This is a genomic window from Streptococcus sp. DD13, from assembly GCF_001578875.1.
Taxonomy (GTDB): domain Bacteria; phylum Bacillota; class Bacilli; order Lactobacillales; family Streptococcaceae; genus Streptococcus.
The window spans coordinates 121,567-140,225 of sequence record NZ_KQ969506.1; the positions used below are offsets into that span (position 1 = coordinate 121,567).

18 protein-coding genes and 1 pseudogene are annotated in these 18,659 nt (G+C 44.7%); 15 read left to right on the forward strand and 4 right to left on the reverse strand.

What is annotated here, in order from left to right; all coding sequences use genetic code 11:
- Positions 1-285 precede the first annotated feature (285 nt).
- The 4 genes and pseudogenes from zwf to STRDD13_RS08815 all read right to left on the reverse strand — a co-directional run.
- Positions 286-1,782: pseudogene (zwf, locus tag STRDD13_RS00580) on the reverse strand (glucose-6-phosphate dehydrogenase); the annotation flags it as partial.
- Between the two features lie 102 nt (positions 1,783-1,884).
- Entirely contained in the window at positions 1,885-2,700 is an 816-nt protein-coding gene (locus tag STRDD13_RS00585; RefSeq protein WP_067100490.1) for a TIGR03943 family putative permease subunit, read from the reverse strand.
- Positions 2,700-3,596: a permease gene (locus tag STRDD13_RS00590; RefSeq protein WP_067100493.1), complete on the reverse strand. Its 897-nt coding sequence runs from the start codon at positions 3,594-3,596 to the stop codon at positions 2,700-2,702. The genes STRDD13_RS00585 and STRDD13_RS00590 overlap by 1 nt, the downstream gene beginning before the upstream one ends.
- Before the next feature lie 8 nt (positions 3,597-3,604).
- Positions 3,605-3,739, reverse strand: coding sequence for an SPJ_0845 family protein (locus STRDD13_RS08815; protein ID WP_269450091.1), 135 nt, complete (start codon positions 3,737-3,739; stop codon positions 3,605-3,607).
- 256 nt (positions 3,740-3,995) lie between these two features.
- Here STRDD13_RS08815 and ligA point away from each other — a divergent pair, with 256 nt between their 5' ends.
- The 15 genes from ligA to pheS all read left to right on the forward strand — a co-directional run bounded on the left by ligA (position 3,996) and on the right by pheS (position 18,599).
- Positions 3,996-5,954 carry an NAD-dependent DNA ligase LigA gene (gene ligA, locus STRDD13_RS00595; RefSeq protein WP_067100496.1) on the forward strand — a complete coding sequence of 653 codons (1,959 nt, stop codon included), beginning with the start codon at positions 3,996-3,998 and terminating at the stop codon, positions 5,952-5,954.
- 22 nt (positions 5,955-5,976) lie between these two features.
- Entirely contained in the window at positions 5,977-7,017 is a 1,041-nt protein-coding gene (locus STRDD13_RS00600; RefSeq protein ID WP_067100499.1) for a diacylglycerol kinase family lipid kinase, read from the forward strand.
- Between the two features lie 297 nt (positions 7,018-7,314).
- Complete coding sequence (locus STRDD13_RS00605) at positions 7,315-7,518, forward strand: F0F1 ATP synthase subunit C (protein WP_156471224.1); 204 nt, start codon at positions 7,315-7,317, stop codon at positions 7,516-7,518.
- A gap of 38 nt (positions 7,519-7,556) precedes the next feature.
- Positions 7,557-8,267: a F0F1 ATP synthase subunit A gene (atpB, locus tag STRDD13_RS00610; protein ID WP_067100505.1), complete on the forward strand. Its 711-nt coding sequence runs from the start codon at positions 7,557-7,559 to the stop codon at positions 8,265-8,267.
- A gap of 17 nt (positions 8,268-8,284) precedes the next feature.
- A complete protein-coding gene (atpF, locus tag STRDD13_RS00615) occupies positions 8,285-8,782 on the forward strand; it encodes a F0F1 ATP synthase subunit B (protein ID WP_067100508.1) in 498 nt (165 codons plus the stop codon).
- Positions 8,782-9,318 (forward strand): F0F1 ATP synthase subunit delta, encoded by a 537-nt coding sequence (locus STRDD13_RS00620; protein WP_067100511.1) that lies wholly within the window; start codon positions 8,782-8,784, stop codon positions 9,316-9,318. The genes atpF and STRDD13_RS00620 overlap by 1 nt, the downstream gene beginning before the upstream one ends.
- Positions 9,319-9,332: 14 nt before the next feature.
- Positions 9,333-10,838 carry a F0F1 ATP synthase subunit alpha gene (atpA, locus tag STRDD13_RS00625; RefSeq protein WP_067100513.1) on the forward strand — a complete coding sequence of 502 codons (1,506 nt, stop codon included), beginning with the start codon at positions 9,333-9,335 and terminating at the stop codon, positions 10,836-10,838.
- Positions 10,839-10,853: 15 nt separating this feature from the next.
- Positions 10,854-11,729 carry a F0F1 ATP synthase subunit gamma gene (locus STRDD13_RS00630; protein WP_067100516.1) on the forward strand — a complete coding sequence of 292 codons (876 nt, stop codon included), beginning with the start codon at positions 10,854-10,856 and terminating at the stop codon, positions 11,727-11,729.
- 125 nt (positions 11,730-11,854) lie between these two features.
- Positions 11,855-13,261: a F0F1 ATP synthase subunit beta gene (atpD, locus tag STRDD13_RS00635; protein ID WP_067100519.1), complete on the forward strand. Its 1,407-nt coding sequence runs from the start codon at positions 11,855-11,857 to the stop codon at positions 13,259-13,261.
- A 10-nt stretch (positions 13,262-13,271) separates the two neighbouring features.
- Complete coding sequence (locus STRDD13_RS00640) at positions 13,272-13,688, forward strand: F0F1 ATP synthase subunit epsilon (RefSeq protein WP_067100521.1); 417 nt, start codon at positions 13,272-13,274, stop codon at positions 13,686-13,688.
- A gap of 922 nt (positions 13,689-14,610) precedes the next feature.
- Complete coding sequence (locus STRDD13_RS00645; RefSeq protein ID WP_067103113.1) at positions 14,611-14,847, forward strand: DUF1146 family protein; 237 nt, start codon at positions 14,611-14,613, stop codon at positions 14,845-14,847.
- A 4-nt stretch (positions 14,848-14,851) separates the two neighbouring features.
- Positions 14,852-16,144 carry a UDP-N-acetylglucosamine 1-carboxyvinyltransferase gene (murA, locus tag STRDD13_RS00650; protein WP_067100523.1) on the forward strand — a complete coding sequence of 431 codons (1,293 nt, stop codon included), beginning with the start codon at positions 14,852-14,854 and terminating at the stop codon, positions 16,142-16,144.
- Positions 16,134-16,328: a DNA-directed RNA polymerase subunit beta gene (locus tag STRDD13_RS00655; protein WP_067100526.1), complete on the forward strand. Its 195-nt coding sequence runs from the start codon at positions 16,134-16,136 to the stop codon at positions 16,326-16,328. Before murA ends, STRDD13_RS00655 begins: the two co-directional genes overlap by 11 nt.
- Before the next feature lie 53 nt (positions 16,329-16,381).
- Positions 16,382-17,212 (forward strand): DNA/RNA non-specific endonuclease, encoded by an 831-nt coding sequence (locus STRDD13_RS00660; RefSeq protein ID WP_067100528.1) that lies wholly within the window; start codon positions 16,382-16,384, stop codon positions 17,210-17,212.
- A gap of 340 nt (positions 17,213-17,552) precedes the next feature.
- Complete coding sequence (gene pheS / locus STRDD13_RS00665) at positions 17,553-18,599, forward strand: phenylalanine--tRNA ligase subunit alpha (RefSeq protein ID WP_067103115.1); 1,047 nt, start codon at positions 17,553-17,555, stop codon at positions 18,597-18,599.
- Positions 18,600-18,659: the final 60 nt, after the last annotated feature.

Consider the following 18,659-nt stretch of genomic DNA (forward strand, 5'->3'; position numbering starts at 1 on the left):
ATCAGCTTTTACAGCCCTACTCAACTGAGCGGAGGTGGGACGACCAAATCGAATTCTAAGGAATTCCCGATTTCTGTCCCACTCTCTCTTTGTTCGGAAGTTTTTAAATGATCAAGAAAAAAGCTGGAGGGCTCAAAGATGTCCTGCAGAAGACCAGAACGCTTGTTAGAAGGGGATTCAGGCTGACATAGAAGAAAAGAGAGCTGTTGCTCTCTTTTTAAATCGTTATGAACGATAGTTGTCGGTAGAAACAGGAAGAGGAATTCCCTTGTCCTTCTTCTTTTTTTTTAGGAGGCCTCGTTCACGGTACCAGATATCTGGTTTCCAATTCCATTCGGTTCCAAAGGATTCTAAGAGATCAAAGGAAGCTTGTGGTCCCATAGTCCCAGCCGGATAAGTGTGAAGGGGCACTTGATTTTCTTGCCAGATCTTCACAACCTTGTCGATAAAGGTCCAGCTAGCCTTCACTTCTTCCCAGTGACTAAAGTTTGTGGAATCCCCATTGAGAACATCAAAGAAGAGCTTTTCATAGGCTTCAGGAGAGTTGCCGAGGGCATCCGCATCGTGGCGGAAGTTTAAGCGCGTAGGGGTCAACTGGAAGTCTGCCCCTACCTCCTTGCCGTTAATTGTCAGAGAGAAGCCTTCTGTTGGTTGAATGTAGATGGTCAACACATTGGGTTCGATATCTTTTTCGATATCTGAGTGGAAGAAACCAACTTCCTTCTTGAAGGTAATGGAGATGCGGGTCCCTTTTTCAGTCAGACGTTTTCCAGTTCGGAAGAAGAAGGGGACATCACGGAAGCGATCAGTATCGACAAAGAAGACTCCACTTGCGAATGTATCGGTTGTCGAATGCTCCGCAATGTTGGCTTCCTCTAGATATCCCTTGAAATCTTGACCATCGATCCTTCCAGCAGTATATTGTCCGCGGATAAAATGACGCTTGATGTCTTCTTCGCTTTGCTTTTTTAGATGTTGGAAGACCTTGATTTTTTCAGCTCGAACGTCTGCTTCTGTAAAGGAAGCCGGTTTGTCCATCGCTAGAATCGATAACACTTGAAGAGTATGATTTTGCACCATATCCTTGAGGGCGCCGGAGTGATCATAATACCCCCCTCGGTCTTCGACTCCGATTGCCTCTACGAAATTGATTTGGACATTGTCGATGTAGTCGCGGTTCCACAATTTTTCAAAAAGGATGTTGGCAAAGCGAACGGCAAAAATGTTTTGGACCATTTCTTTACCAAGATAGTGGTCGATACGGTAAATTTGATCTTCATCGAAAGTTTGTGTCAGTTCTTGATTCAGTTTTTCAGCTGTTTCTAGACTGGTACCAAAAGGCTTTTCGATAATCAATCGTTCGAACCCACGTCCATCTACGATTTTTTCAGACTTAAGGTGCAAGGCAATGGTTCCGAAAAATTCAGGTGCCATGGATAAAAAGAAGACCTTGTTGTGGTTGGTTTGGTATTTGTGGTCCAGCTCATCCTGTAGCTTTTTAAGCTCTAGATAATGCTCGGTATCATTCACATCATGACTTTGGTAGTAAAAATGACTGGCAAAGTCAGCAGCTTCGCGAGCATTGTTGGGGAGGTCTCCAAGGGAGTCAATTACGACTTGTTCAAAGTATTCCTTGGTCCATGGTCTCCGAGCTGTTCCAATCACCGCGAAGTTCTCTGCGATTTGTCCAGATTTATAGAGACGAAAGAGGGAGGGATAGAGTTTTCGCTTGGCCAAATCTCCGCTCGCTCCAAAAATGGTAAATAACACGTGAAAGCTCATAAGGTTACATCCTATTCTAATCAAACTATATAAGGGTATTATATCACAAAATCCTCCGTCTAGGGTCTTACAAAGACGAAGGAAGAGGGGGCAATCGTTTTTCTAAAAAACGCGGTAAACATAAGGGTTCTTAGGTTCTTCAATCGTTCGGATCGAATCGATTTGGAGGGTGGGAAGGGTCTGTTTGAGGGACTGATGGTAGCTGACCTGTATCCGGCCAGTCACGGAAACCCAGGTATTATTCGTCAAGACTTGCTTCGCCCCTGTCGTTAATAGACCGTAGACACCAGAATCCGCAATACAATGGATAATCCCGAATCGGAAGATAAACTGTTGGTCTTTGTTATCCGGGTCATTATAGACGAAGCCGGTAAACGTAAAGGTCTTATCTAAAAAAGCATCTGGGAAGTTGTAGACCAATTCCATCACTTCCATATAATTGTCATCTGTAACTGTAATCTTGTCCAGGTCTTTGTAGCGGGCAAGTTCCGTTTCCATTTCTTCAGCATAGGCTGATTTTGTAAAATAGGAAGATGTATCGGGCTTGAGATACTGGGTAGCGGTACCTTCTTGGTCTTGGACAGACAGATCCGTCCCTGCAGCAACTGGGAAATGATAGCCCTTTGCTTCTACCGTCTGTGAGTTTAAGGTGACTGTTGGGAAAAACCAAGTGATAAACAAGGGGATCCCTAAGAGGAAAAAACTCATGGTCTTAGCGAGCGGTGTCTTGAGATGGCTATGGACGTTCATGTTTTTCATCCAGATATAAAGCTGGACTAATGAAAGGATAAAGGCCAGAATCATGGACAAAAAAGCCAAGTAGGAATAGTGAAGATTGATATATTGGTTGAGTTTTCCGGAAACATAAAGGTACATGGTCATTTCAAAATACCCAGCAAGGATTAAAAATCGAATCATTAAAGACCTCCCAGTAAGAAACTATAGGTAAAGACCGCAAGGCTAATCAAACCGAAGTAGAGAGCGATAAAGCGTCCTTTAAATTGAGCCTGCATCATCAGGACGTTTTTGATATCAATCATGGGTCCAATGACTAAAAAGGCCATAACCGGTGCAAAACCAAAAGTAGCTAGAAATGATGAGCCGATAAAAGCATCTGCTTCCGAACAAAGGGACAGAACAAAAGCCAATACCATCATGATCAGAATTGCTGTAGCCGTATTGTGTCCGATAGTGGTCAGAATGCGGGTTGGCAGGTAGACTTGCAGAAGACTTGCAAACAAGGAACCAAAAACCAAATAACGGCCTGTATCAAAGAATTCATCAATCGAATGGATCAAGGCATGACCCATTTTTTTCCATCCCCGAAGGCTAGAATCTTGATGGCGATGCTGCTCCGTCCGAGACGATTTCAAGATCGGTCCCTTGTAAAAGAATCCAAGGACAATCCCAAGAATCATCGCAATAAGAATGGAACCGAGCGCTCGATACAAGGCGATTGTCACAGAATTTCCAAAAGCAGTGTAGGTCGAAAAGAGGACAATGGGATTGATGACTGGCGCTGTCGCTAGAAAGGGGATGGCCGTATAACTGGGGACTTTTTTGTCCAGGAAACGGCAAACAATCGGTACAATCCCACATTCACAAGAAGGGAAAAAGAATCCTACCAGACTCCCAAACATGATCCGCAGGATTTTGTTTTTGGGGAGATAGCGATAGACGAACTCAGGCGTGATATAGATTTCGATAAAGCCAGAGATAATCGAACCGATTAGGACAAAGGGGAGGGCTTCAATAATGATCGACAAGAAGATCGCGCCCGCCTGTAAAATAGACAATGGTAGTTGTTGAAACATGGCAAGACCTATTCCTTTGCGTCCTTTTTGTCAGGGATAGGATCAGGATCATTGGGAAGTTCGATGGTCTCTAAGGCCTCGAAAGAGGCAAATTCTTCAAGCATTTTTTCTAAATCATCTTGGCGTTTAAAAGTAACAGGCATGATCGTTCCTCCAGATTGTAAAAAATAGTGTGAGTGTCAGTGGTTTTCTATAAGAAGAATCCCCCAAAACACATGCTATCCTTATTATACCCTTTTTGTAGGCAGGAGGAGGAATTCTACTACGGAAATTATCTTTTTGGACGAAGAGCAGGGCATTTGGGCAAGATATCTGAAAGAAAACTGAAAAAAATCCGAAATTGCAAGAAAAGTACTCCTGAGAAATCAATGGACAGGTGTTTCATGATATAATACTGATATGAAGGAACGAATGAAGGAATTGGTTGAGCTGCTCAATCAATATGCAAAAGAATATTATCAATTAGACCGGCCAACAGTGTCAGATGCAGAATATGACCGCTTGTATCGAGAGTTAGTGGACTTAGAGGCTGCCTATCCTGAGGAAATTCAGCTTGATAGTCCTAGTCACCGAGTAGGGGGACGGATTCTAGAGGGCTTTGAAAAATATGCGCATGAATATCCGCTTTTTAGTTTGCAGGATGCCTTTTCACGGGAAGAATTAGACGAGTTTGATCAGCGTGTACGGAAAGAATTCCCAAGAGCTCGCTACATCTGTGAACTCAAGATTGATGGGCTGTCCATCTCACTCACCTATCAAAATGGCCAGCTGCTAGCGGGGGCTACGCGAGGAGATGGGACGGTAGGAGAGAATATCACAGAAAACCTTCGCCGGGTATCCGATATCCCCTTGATGCTGTCAGAGCCTTTGGATTTGACCGTTCGGGGAGAATGTTACATGCCCAAAGCTTCCTTTGAACGGGTCAACCGCATGCGACAAGAATTGGGAGAACCCGAGTTTGCCAACCCTCGGAATGCCGCAGCTGGAACCTTACGTCAGTTGGATACAGGAGTTGTCGCTAAGCGTGGCCTAGCAACCTTTTTGTACCAAGTGGCTAGTCCGATTGACCTAGCTTATCAGTCGGATGTCCTTTCTGAATTAGAAAGATTAGGCTTTGTAACCAACTCCCATCGCCATGTGGCGCATACGATGGATGAGGTTTGGCGATTTATTCAGGAAATGGCCGGCAAACGTTCAGAGCTCCCCTATGAAATCGATGGGATTGTCATTAAAGTAGACGATTTGTCCCAGCAGGCTAGTCTGGGCTTTACAGTCAAGGCACCCCGATGGGCCATTGCGTATAAGTTTCCGGCAGAAGAAAAAGAAGCGGAAATCTTATCGGTCGATTGGACAGTGGGACGGACAGGGGTGGTGACACCGACTGCCAACTTAAGTCCTGTCCAATTAGCTGGTACGACAGTGAGCCGAGCGACTCTCCATAATGTGGACTATATCGAAGAAAAGGATATTCGAATCGGTGACCGGGTCATTGTTTACAAGGCGGGGGATATTATCCCGGCTGTTCTTCATGTCCTGATGGATCACCGAAAAGATCAGGATCCTCTTGTGATACCCGAGCAGTGTCCAAGTTGTCAGAGTGAGTTGCTTCACTATGAGGATGAAGTAGCCTTACGCTGTATCAATCCCATGTGTCCTGCTCAAATCAAGAACCGTCTCACCCATTTTGCGAGTCGGGATGCGATGAACATCGTGGGCCTTGGAGAGTCCAATGTCGATAAACTTTTTGAAGCAAATCTAGTTCAAGATGTTGCGGACCTCTACAAGCTTGAACCAACACAATTAGAAGAGCTAGATGGCTTTAAAGAAAAGTCGGCAGCTAAACTCTGGGAAGCCATCCAGGCTTCTAAAGGGAATTCGGCAGAGCGCCTCTTATTTGGCTTAGGAATTCGTCATGTTGGAAGCAAGGCGAGTCAGCTTCTTCTTAAAGAGTTTTCAACCCTAGAGAGACTCGCACAAGCAAGCTCCGAAGAAATTGCAGCGATTGAAGGGGTTGGACAGATCACTGCTCAAGCGATTCGCACCTATTTCGACAGTCCTGGGGGGAGCCGCCTTCTAATGGAACTGGAAGATGCAGGCGTGAATCTTGTTTATCAAGGTCCGGTGGTTCAAGAAAATGCTCTGTTAGCAGGTAAAACGGTCGTCTTGACTGGGAAATTAGAGTCTATGAAACGAGGTCAAGCCAAGCAGAAGCTTGAACAACTGGGGGCTAAGGTGAGTGGCTCCGTGTCGAAAAACACGGACCTTGTCGTAGCAGGTCAAGACGCCGGGAGTAAATTAACCAAGGCCCAAGAGTTAGGAATCGAAGTAAAGGATGAAGCCTGGTTAGCAAGTTTATAAGAAGGGAAGGCGAGGAAAACATATGGCAGAGAGAAAAAGAGCCCGCCTGATTTATAATCCAACTTCTGGAAAAGAAATCATGAAAAAGAACGTAGCTGAAATTCTGGACATCTTGGAAGGGTTTGGCTATGAGGCCTCAGCCTTTAAGACAAGACCAGAAGAAAATTCAGCTCTAAACGAAGCAAGAAGAGCTGGTGAAGCAGGTTTTGATTTAGTGATAGCAGCAGGTGGAGATGGAACCATTCACGAAGTGGTCAATGGGATAGCTCCTCTGGCTAAGCGCCCCCAAATGGCCATTATTCCAGCTGGGACAACCAATGATTTTGCGAGAGCTCTTAAGGTTCCAAGGAACAATCCTCTTGCAGCAGCTCGTTTAATTGGCAAGCAACAAACCATTCAGATGGATATTGGTGAGGTTCGGAGAAACAATCAGACAGAAAAGTATTTTATTAATATAGCCGCTATGGGAACTTTAACGGAACTCACCTATCGTGTGTCCAGCAAATTAAAAACCATGCTAGGCTACCTAGCCTATGTTGTAAAGGGAGCAGAGCTACTTCCGCGAGTTCAATTTACACCGGTTCGTGTTCGACATGAGGATGGTGTATTTGAAGGCAGGGTTTCGTTGATCTTTATTGCTCTGACCAATTCTGTAAGTGGATTTGAGCAAATCGTTCCAGATGCCAAGTTGGATGACGGGAAGTTTACACTAATCCTGGTCAAAACAGCTAGTTTGTTTGAAATTCTGGACTTGGTACGCCTCATGATGAATGGCGGGAAGCACATTCATAGTGATAAGATTCTCTACATCAAATCAAAAAATGTAGAAATCGAAAAGTTGGAAGAGGTCGGTCCCCCTTTGATGTTGAATCTAGATGGAGAATATGGCAAAGACGCTCCTGTTCAACTGATCAATTTGGCCAAGCATATTGAGTTTTTTGCAGATACAGATCGCGTGTCGACACAAGCTCTCACGATAAACGAAGATAAAGAACAGTGCCAAGCGATTCAGAACTTTGTGGACCAGAGTGTTTCCATGACTGAGGAGGATTCGCTCCGTTGATGTCCGTCTAAAAAGTCTTCTTTTTCCATTTGATTGGATAGGAAGGCTTTTTCTATGTCCATCCGAATGAACGTAAGCCATCAACTGCCTCCGTCCCCTATTGCTTTTAGGATAGGACATTTGGACGAAGAGTGGATAGCGAAATAGCTGGATCCGCACCTTTCTTGTTTCATCCTATAGAAAAAAACGTCTGATTGCTTTGGATTTCCGAAAAATCGCCCCCACAATCCGGTCCTAGTTTGACAAAAAAATTTAAAGGAGTAAGCTATTAGGAGTATCAATAATTAAAGGAGATTCATTATGAATTTAGCTATCTTGGCCCTCGGTATTGCCGTATTGGGTGTGTCTATTGCAGAAGGATATTTGGTGTCAAATATTGCAAAAGCTGCTTCCCGTCAACCAGAATTGTTTGGTCGTCTTCAAACCTTGATGATCTTAGGGATTGCATTTATTGAAGGAACCTTCTTTGTCCTACTTGCATCGACCTTCTTTGTAAAATAAGAGTTGCGATAGCGTTATACAAATAGAGGAGGGAGAAGTTGGAAACTTTAGAAAACCCAACTGTGCAGTTATTTGGTATTGAGTTTGATTTGACCATTCTTGCGATGTCTCTCTTAACTGTCCTTTTAGTGTTTGCTTTTGTTTTTTGGGCTAGCCGAAGGATGACCCTTCGTCCAAAAGGCAAACAAAATGTCCTAGAATACATCTACGACTTCGTACAAGGTGTGATTCAGCCTAATCTAGGGCAATACAGCAAAAACTACAGCCTATTTGCTTTTGTACTCTTTCTTTTCTTGATGGTGGCCAACAACATTGGTCTAGTGACTAAATTAGAGTCCAAACAGTTCAATTTTTGGACGTCTCCGACATCTGTTACAGCTGTCGATTTTGGGCTGGCCTTGATGGTTTCGCTGATTTGTCAGGTTGAAGGGATTCGGAAACAAGGACTTTCTGGTTATTTCAAAGGATTCCTGACCCCGATTCCAGCTATGTTGCCGATGAATATATTAGAAGAAATCACAAATCTGGCTTCCTTGACCTTGCGGTTGTACGGAAATATCTATGCTGGGGAGGTTGTGTTAAGCTTGTTGCTGGCTTTGGTTCACTGGAACGTGTGGATGGCTCCCTTGGCCTTTATCCTAAACATCCTTTGGACGGGCTTTTCTATTTTTATCTCAGCCATTCAAGCCTATGTCTTTATTATGCTCACCAGCACCTATATTGGCCATAAGGTCAACCATGAAGAATAAGAAAGGAGATGGACTCTATGTCACAATTGATTAATGCAACGAGTCTAGGGAATGTCATTATCGTTACGGGGTCCTTTATTGTCCTCTTGATTCTCATTCGCTTGTTTGCTTGGGATCGAATTACGGGTATCTTCGAGGAACGTGCGAAAAAGATTGCAGATGATATTGACAGTGCAGAAGCGGCTCGTCAAAAGGCAGAAGACTTAGCCGACAAGCGTCAAGTCGAATTGGCCAATAGTCGTCAAGAAGCAGGACAGATCATCGAAAATGCCAGAGCGACTGCAGAGAGCCAAAAATCTGAAACACTTGCGAAGACCAAAGAAGAAGTGCTCCGCATGAAAGACAAAGCCAAACTTGAAATCGAACAAAGCAGACAAGAGGCTTTGGAAACTGTCAAAGATGAGGTAGCAGATTTATCTTTTGCAGTAGCAAGCAAGCTTTTAGGCGCAAACCTGGATCAAGCAGCCCAAAGCGAGTTAATCGATCAATACATCAAAAAAATAGGAGAAGCTTGATGGATACAAAACAAGTAGGACTTGTCAAAAAGTATGCAGGAGCCTTCGTTGATGTAATAATAGAACAAAATCAGTCTGACCAAGTTTTCGGGGAGCTGGATGTTCTGCTTGCAGTATTGGAAGAAACAGATGCTCCATCTTTTTTGGCGGATATATCTGTTCCTTTGGAAGAAAAGGTCCAGCTGATCCGCTTATTCCAGGGATCTAGTTCACCATATGTGACCAATTTTCTGGAGGTCATCATCCAAAATGAGAGAGAAAGCCTGTTTTATCCGATCTTGGTCGAAAGCCGAAAGCTCTTGAGTCATCGAACCAATCAGTTTGATGTGCTGGTATCTTCAGCAGTGCCCTTGTCCGAGGAACAAGAGAAGGACCTGCTTTCGATTGTCAAGAGGCGATTTGATCTGCAACCTCGTCGTGTGTTGCAAGAGGTGAATCCAGATCTCATCGGAGGCTTTGTGGTCAAATCCAATTACAAAACGATTGATGCTTCTTTGAAAGCACAGTTGCAAGCACTAAGAAATACAATGAAATAGAAAGTGGTGTTCTTTTGGCTATTAATGCACAAGAAATAAGCGCTTTAATTAAAAAACAAATAGAAGACTTTCAACCAAATTTTGACGTTACCGAGACGGGCGTTGTCACCTATATTGGGGATGGAATCGCTCGTGCGCATGGTTTGGAAAATGCCATGAGCGGGGAATTGTTGATTTTTGAAAATGGAACCTTCGGAATGGCTCAAAACTTGGAGTCTAGTGATGTTGGGATTATTATTTTAGGGGATTTCACGGCTATTCGTGAAGGAGATTCAGTCCAACGGACGGGTCGTATCATGGAAGTGCCTGTTGGGGACGCTCTTATCGGACGCGTTGTCAATCCTTTAGGGCAAGCGGTTGATGGATTAGGAGAGATCCAGACGGACAAGACACGTCCTGTCGAAGCTCCAGCCCCTGGCGTCATGGAACGTCAATCTGTGAATCAGCCCTTGCAAACAGGGTTGAAAGCTATTGATGCATTGGTTCCAATTGGCCGTGGTCAACGGGAGTTAATCATTGGAGACCGTCAAACAGGAAAGACCTCCATCGCCATTGACACGATTTTAAATCAAAAAGGGCTGGGAGTGATTTGTATCTATGTTGCAATTGGTCAAAAAGAATCTACGGTTCGGACCCAAGTTGAAACTCTCCGTCGCTACGGTGCTTTGGAATATACGATTGTTGTGACGGCGTCTGCCTCACAACCTTCTCCACTCCTGTACCTTGCTCCTTATGCGGGGGTTGCCATGGCAGAAGAGTTTATGTATGCCGGCAAAGATGTCTTAATTGCATATGATGATCTTTCCAAACAAGCCGTGGCTTATCGTGAATTATCCCTCTTGCTTCGTCGTCCGCCTGGTCGGGAAGCGTATCCTGGGGATGTCTTCTATCTTCACAGTCGTCTCTTGGAACGGGCTGCGCGTGTGTCTCCTGCTCTTGGAGGAGGTTCGATCACGGCATTACCATTTATCGAGACCCAAGCTGGAGATATTTCAGCCTACATTGCGACCAATGTGATTTCGATTACGGATGGGCAAATCTTCTTGCAAGATAGCCTCTTTAATTCGGGTATTCGTCCAGCGATTGATGCCGGTTCTTCCGTATCTCGGGTCGGAGGTTCTGCTCAGATTAAGGCCATGAAGAAGGTTGCAGGGACCTTGCGTTTGGATTTGGCTTCCTATCGTGAATTGGAAGCTTTCACTCAGTTTGGTTCCGATCTAGATGCAGCCACTCAAGCTAAGCTCAATCGTGGTCGTCGAACGGTAGAAGTCTTGAAACAGCCTGTCCACCAGCCACTCCCTGTTGAGAAACAAGTTTTGATTTTATATGCCTTGACACATGGATTTTTAGATTCGGTACCGGTGGACGATATCTTAAAGTTTGAAGCGGAACTTTATCGCTATTTTGATACTCATCATGCCCAGCTTTTAGAAACCATTCGGACGACTGGAGACTTACCTGAAGAAGCTGATTTGGATGCAGCTATTCAGGAATTTAAGGATCAATCCGTCTTTGGATAAAGAGGAGGAATTAAGATGCCTTCTTTAAATGAAATCAAAAATAAAATCGCTTCTACGAAAAAGACGAGTCAAATTACTGGAGCTATGCAGATGGTTTCTGCCGCCAAATTAGCAAAATCCGAACAAGCAGCGAAAGATTTTCAGGTTTATGCTTCGAAGGTCAGAAAGATTACGACGGATTTGCTTCATGGGAACGGATTTTCAGATTCTAATCATCCTATGTTGGTCCAAAGACCCTGCAAAAAATCTGGTTATATCGTCATCACTTCTGATAAGGGACTTGTCGGAGGCTACAATTCCAATATCCTTCGGGCGGTAATGCAGTTGCAAAAGGATTATCACCCGAATGGCAATGACTTTGAGATTATTTGTATCGGTGGGATGGGAGCAGATTTCTTTCGTGCCAGAGGGTATGAGCCCTTGTTTGAAATCCGAGATATTGGGGATCAGCCTAGTTTTGAAGAGGTCAGCAAAATCATTTCTAAGTCCTTGGAGATGTATTTGAACGGCATTTTTGATGAACTGTATGTTTGTTATAATCACCATATCAATAGTCTAACCAGTCAGGTTCGAGTCGAGCAAATGCTTCCGATTGCGGATATCAGTGAAGATGAGGCAGAACCAGAGAAGATCTTGAATTTTGAGTTAGAGCCGAATCGGGATGCCATATTGAATGAGTTGTTGCCACAATTTGCAGAATCGATGATCTATGGCGCCATTATTGATGCCAAGACTGCTGAAAGTGCAGCTGGGATGACAGCGATGCAGACCGCAACGGACAATGCAAAGAATGTGATCAATGACTTGACCATTCAATACAATCGCGTCCGTCAGGCAGATATTACACAAGAAATTACAGAAATTGTTGGTGGCGCAAGCGCTTTGGAATAAAGCTGTCACAAGATATAGTGGCAGCTATTCATCAACAGTTCGAAGGGAAAACGGGAGGCTAGCCGACTCGCTAAGTTGGTGGGATAGTCCTCTACTTTTTCAATTTACAATAAATAGGAGTTATCATGAGTTCAGGCAAAATCTCTCAGATTGTGGGACCAGTTGTGGATGTGACTTTTCCAGCTGGAGAAGCATTACCTGAGATAAATAATGCCCTTGTTGTTTATAAGAATGATGAGAGCAAGCAAAAAATTGTGCTTGAAGTGGCCCTTGAATTGGGAGACGGAGTGGTTCGGACCATTGCGATGGAGTCAACAGACGGGTTGACCCGAGGTTTAGAAGTACTGGACACTGGTCGTCCCATCTCAGTACCTGTAGGGAAGGAAACCTTGGGTCGTGTCTTTAATGTTCTTGGAGATACGATTGACTTGGAGCAACCTTTTCCGAAAGATGCGGTGCGAGAGCCGATTCACAAAAAAGCACCTAGTTTTGATGAGTTATCAACGTCGTCAGAAATCCTAGAAACAGGGATCAAAGTGATTGACCTCTTAGCCCCATATTTAAAAGGGGGGAAAGTCGGCCTCTTTGGTGGAGCTGGGGTCGGAAAGACTGTCTTGATTCAGGAGTTGATTCATAACATCGCCCAAGAGCACGGGGGGATTTCTGTCTTTACCGGTGTTGGGGAACGGACCCGGGAAGGGAACGACCTCTACTGGGAAATGAAAGAATCGGGTGTCATTGAAAAGACAGCCATGGTCTTTGGTCAGATGAATGAACCACCAGGGGCTCGGATGCGCGTAGCTTTGACGGGCTTGACCATTGCGGAATACTTCCGTGATGTGGAAGGCCAAGATGTGTTGCTCTTCATTGACAATATCTTCCGCTTCACCCAAGCTGGTTCGGAAGTGTCTGCCCTTTTGGGTCGGATGCCGTCAGCTGTGGGCTACCAGCCAACCTTGGCAACTGAAATGGGACAATTGCAGGAGCGGATCACTTCAACCAAGAAGGGTTCTGTAACCTCTATCCAGGCGATTTATGTGCCTGCTGATGACTACACGGACCCCGCTCCAGCGACGGCCTTTGCCCACTTGGATTCAACGACCAACCTGGAACGGAAGTTGACCCAATTGGGGATTTATCCTGCGGTGGATCCACTCGCTTCCAGTTCAAGAGCTCTTTCTCCAGAGATTGTGGGAGAAGAGCACTATGCTGTAGCGACTGAGGTGCAACGGGTTCTCCAACGTTACCATGAATTGCAAGATATTATTGCGATCTTGGGAATGGATGAGTTATCGGATGATGAAAAGACCTTGGTCGGTCGAGCACGCCGGATTCAATTCTTCCTTTCTCAGAATTTCCACGTTGCGGAACAATTTACGGGTCTTCCTGGTTCATACGTTCCAGTAGAAGATACCGTTCGAAGTTTCAAAGGGATCTTGGAAGGTCAATATGACAATCTACCAGAAGATGCCTTCCGAAATGTCGGGGCAATAGAAGATGCGATCAAAAAAGCAGAATCAATGAAATTTTAAGAGGTGATAAATGGCACAAATGACCGTACAGATTGTCACACCAGATGGCATCAAGTATGAGCATCATGCGAACTACCTTCAGTGTCGGACCGTGTCAGGAGAGATAGGGATTTTACCAGGTCATATCTCGATGATTGCTCCCTTGGCGATTGATGAAATTAAGGTTCGGCGGATCGATGATGAAAATCACGTTGACTGGATTGCAGTAAATGGTGGGATTATTGAGGTGGCAGAAGATTTGGTCACGGTAATTGCAAACTCAGCCGAACGGGAGCGGGATATTGATGTCACACGGGCTGAACGTGCCAAACTTCGGGCAGAAAAGGAGCTAGAAGAAGCACATTCTGCACATAATATCGATATGGAACGCCGGGCTACGGTGGCCCTTCAACGGGCCTTAAACCGGATTAATGTCGGTAGGCATTGATGCACAGGAACCGTGCTATTTCGAGTGCGATGGACCTTGTTCCAATTAGGAATATTCGAGGTTGACAGGATTTTTTTCCTTCGGATTCGTTCGAGGGATGTTTCGTTCAAGAGGCTGGGACAAAAGTCCTAGCCTCTTTTTTGTTTTTGGATTGTCGAGTAAGACGCAGTGGTGGAGTGGGCTCGACTAGACTGATTTCATCCGCTTTTACAGCCCTACTCAACTGTGCGGAGGTGGGACGACGAAATCGCATTCTACCGAATGACCGATTTCTGTCCTACTCTCTTTTGATGGTACAATCTAGTTTTGAGGTGGAAAGTCAGGATGAAGTGAATGAAGTGATTGCGGGGAATCTTGTAGCTTGTGCAAAAAATCAAAAGAAGCAAATCCAAAACAGATGAATTTATTTTTTGAAAAGAGAGACTGCTCGACAAGGAACATTTTGAAGTATCGACAGAAATGAAGTCAGGCTTGTTTTTATACAGTCATTTGTCTGTAGATAAGGAGACGGAGTTACTGAGGGCTCCAAGTGGAAACCGTTTATTTTAAAAATGGATGGAAAATCAAGGCCAGGAATCATCAAAGAGAGAAAAAAAGGCACCCAACCTAAAGCCGTTTCGTTTCTCCTTTTCGTTGAGCTTAGTTTTATCCGATAAATCGTTATGAGACATCTACAATAACGGATGAACCGTTAGGAGAAGCAGTAAAATCGATGATCTAAAATGGTTTATCCCCCTTTTGATGAATCGATCAAAAGAGTTTTTGCAAATATATTATAGTTCTTACGTGTTCTGTAGCGAAGAATCAAACTTGTCCCTATCCCTGTAAGGAGATGAAAGGACATTCAATGAACATAAGGTTTTTCCTTCGAATCGATATCCCAATAGTGCCTTTGGGGGACAATCCGTGGTATAATGAGGGTATGTTCTATCAAATTGTGTCATTTGTCAGTCATCTATTTTTCATCTACATGACCTACTCGGTGATGGTAGCGGTAGTAGACTGGTCTAAAGTATTAAAGGGAAATGCTGAGAATAGCGTTCGGATTCAAATCTTCGTTTTATTTTTAGCCATTGCAATCGGTTATATGGTTTCCAATTTCTTTTTGGAGATGATGACCATTACACAAAATATCTCAGAAAGTATTCGAAATAGGTAAGAAAATGAGTCAACAAGATATTATCGTCGTCCAAGGGGGGCAGACGCCATTAGTCGGGGAAGTAGAGATTGAAGGTGCAAAAAACGCTGTTTTGCCACTATTAGCTGCGACCATTCTAGCTAGCACTGGGAAAAGCCACCTGTCTCAAGTCCCAATTTTATCAGATGTGTTTACCATGAACCATGTCGTTAGGGGATTGGGAATTTCAGTTGATTTTGATCAGGAAGAAAAGACAGTTACTGTAGATGCGAGTGGAGAGATCGGAAGTACCGCTCCCTATAAGTATGTCAATAAAATGAGAGCCTCTATCGTGGTTCTTGGTCCGATTTTAGCTCGTAACGGAGTCGCTCGGGTTTCAATGCCGGGTGGATGTACGATTGGGTCTCGTCCCATTGATCTTCATTTGCGTGGGTTAGAAGCGTTGGGGGCGACCATTCGCCAGACAGCAGGTTATATTGAAGCGACGACATCTGGTCTTAAAGGGACCCATATTTACTTGGACTTTCCAAGTGTAGGGGCGACCCAAAACTTAATGATGGCGGCTACCTTGGCCCAGGGTCAAACGATTTTAGACAATGCGGCTCGAGAGCCTGAAATCGTTGATTTAGCTATCTTACTCAATAAGATGGGTGCGGATGTGAGAGGAGCTGGAACGGAGACCTTGACGATCAATGGTGTCGCAGAACTCCACGGGGCCGATCATAAGGTGGTCCAAGACCGCATCGAAGCGGGAACCTTTATGGTGGCAGCTGCCATGACAGGTGGAGATGTACTGGTCAAGGATGCTATCTGGGAACACAATCGTCCTTTGATTTCAAAAATGCAGGAAATGGGCGTGCAGGTGACAGAAGAAGCAGATGGGATTCGAGTCCAATCCAATCCTTCTCAGTTAAAAGCTGTTACGGTCAAAACCCTTCCCCACCCTGGATTTCCGACGGATATGCAGGCTCAATTTACGAGTCTCATGGCGGTTGCTAAAGGCGAATCGACGATGATCGAGACAGTCTTTGAAAATCGATTCCAGCACTTGGAAGAGATGCGTCGGATGGATTTGCATTCAGATATTTTGAGAGATACGGCAATCATTGTCGGGGGACAACCCTTGCAGGGAGCTGAAGTCATGTCTACGGATTTACGGGCTAGTGCGGCCTTGATTCTTGCGGGCTTGGTTGCGGAAGGAGAAACTCGGGTTGGAAAATTATCTCACTTAGACCGGGGTTACTACCGATTCCATGAAAAGTTAGCGAAATTAGGTGCAAATATTGAGCGAATAAGCGAGGAAGACGATGAATCATAAGGAAAATGCAAAATTTGTTGGTCGCCAGCTTTTACTGGTCATCTTAGCGATCCTTATCTTACTAGCCGTTTTTGCGATTGGGCTCGTAATTGGCTATGGAACTATAGGTGGTGGATCCAAACCTTGGTCTATCTTGTCTATCGATAAGTGGCAGGAAATTATTGGAAAACTAACAGGGAAATAGAACTAGAAGTTTCAGCAGGCTAGTCTGTATGAAACTTCTTTTTTGAGGAGAATATGGCAAAAAGGAAAACAAAAAAACAAGTCACAGGGCTTCTTTCATCTTTGATTGCAGTTGTTCTGGTGGTAGGCGGTTACCTTGTTCAGCAGCAGGCTACTGGCCCACAAACTTATTATCACAATCAAAGCCGAGCAAGCGACCAGCATCCATCTGAGGAATTGGCCAGTCAAGTTCTGACTTCGTCTGTCCGCGCTCAGATAAAAGGGGATTTGTCATGGAATGGATCCGGAGCTTTTGTGGTCAATGACAATCAAACGGATCTAGATGCCAAGGTATCATCTGCTCCCTATGCGGATACAAAAACCAAAATGGTTCAAGGAAAGCGAGTACCGACAGTGGCCAATGCTCTTTTGACAAAACAGACAAGACAGTATAAAAGTCGTGAGGAGACCGGAAATGGATCGACAAACTGGACTCCGGCTGGTTGGCACCAAGTAAAGGATTTAACCGGTGCCTATGACCATGCTGTGGATCGTGGACATTTATTGGGTTATGCCCTAGTTGGTGGTCTAAAAGGCTTTGATGCTTCCACCAGTAATCCGAACAATATTGCGGTGCAGACCGCTTGGGCCAATCAGGCAAGAAGTGACGACTCCACCGGACAAAATTACTATGAATCCTTGGTACGAAAAGCGCTCGACAAGGGGAAGAGGGTTCGTTATCGCGTGACCTTGATTTATGCGAAGGAAAACGACTTGGTCGCGGTGGGCTCTCATATAGAAGCCAAAGCAAGTGATGGGACTCTAGAATTTAATGTTTTTGTTCCCAATGTTCAATCGGGGCTGAGCCTGAACTATACAACGGGAGAAGTGACGGTCAATCAGTAAGTCGAAGAAACCTTCGTGGCTGGAGGATGGTATAGATGGTCTGTATGACTCGGATAATGGACCAGATGTTTTCCATCTTCTCTTTCTTGCCAAGATGTTCTTTTTTTGCTAGAATAAGGAGAATTGAATAGAAATCTGCAAGACTAGTAACTCAAGGGAAGTATATCAGGGAGGAGAGCCGAGACTGCAAGCTCTTTATATGGAAGCTGGGTGAATTCACTTGCGCATGGATTTAGAAATGAAGGTCTGACGGAACGGTCAGATGAAACGGATGGTACCGCGTGTCAACGCTCCGCTACTGGAGTTTTGGCATGCTTTTTTTATTGAATTTGGAGGAATTATGTCAACTATTGAAGATCAGTTAAAAAAATTGCGCGAAGAAACACTGGCGAGCTTGAAGCAGATTACTGCTGAAAATGAAAAAGACTTGCAAGATTTGCGTGTCTCAGTCCTTGGGAAAAAAGGTTCACTGACTGAAATCCTTAAAGGGATGAAAGACGTCTCTGCTGAGATGCGACCGGTCATCGGGAAACACGTCAATGAAGCCCGCGATGTCTTAACAGCTGCCTTTGAAAAAACGGCTCAACTTTTGGAAGAAAAGAAAGTAGAAGCTCAATTAGCGAGCGAAAGTCTGGATGTGACCCTTCCAGGTCGTCCAGTAGCGACTGGTCACCGTCATGTCTTGACCCAAACCAGTGAAGAAATCGAAGATATTTTTATCGGGATGGGTTACCAAGTCGTGGATGGTTTTGAGGTTGAGAAGGACTATTACAACTTTGAACGGATGAATCTGCCAAAGGATCACCCAGCGAGGGATATGCAGGACACCTTCTACATCACAGAAGAGATCTTGCTCCGAACTCACACCTCTCCTGTTCAGGCGCGGGCCATGGATGCCCATGACTTTTCTAAAGGTCCCTTGAAAATGATCTCACCAGGGCGCGTGTTCCGTCGGGATACGGACGATGCGACTCATAGCCACCAGTTCCACCAAATTGAAGGCTTGGTTGTGGGGAAAGACATTTCCATGGCAGATCTTCAAGGAACCCTTCAACTGATTGTCCAAAAAATGTTTGGTGAAGAGCGTCAAATTCGTTTGCGTCCATCTTATTTTCCATTCACAGAGCCGTCTGTTGAGGTAGATGTATCTTGCTTCAAGTGTGGCGGAGAGGGCTGTAACGTCTGCAAGAAAACCGGCTGGATTGAAATCATGGGTGCCGGCATGGTACACCCACGCGTGCTTGAGATGAGTGGTGTCGATACGACCGTCTACTCTGGCTTTGCCTTTGGACTTGGTCAGGAGCGTGTCGCCATGCTTCGTTATGGAATCAATGATATCCGTGGTTTCTACCAAGGGGATGTTCGTTTTTCAGAGCAGTTTAAGTAAGAAGGATTGTGGCAATCCAGTCCCCCTCCTGTTGGATTGATGAGGGGGGATGAATTGGAA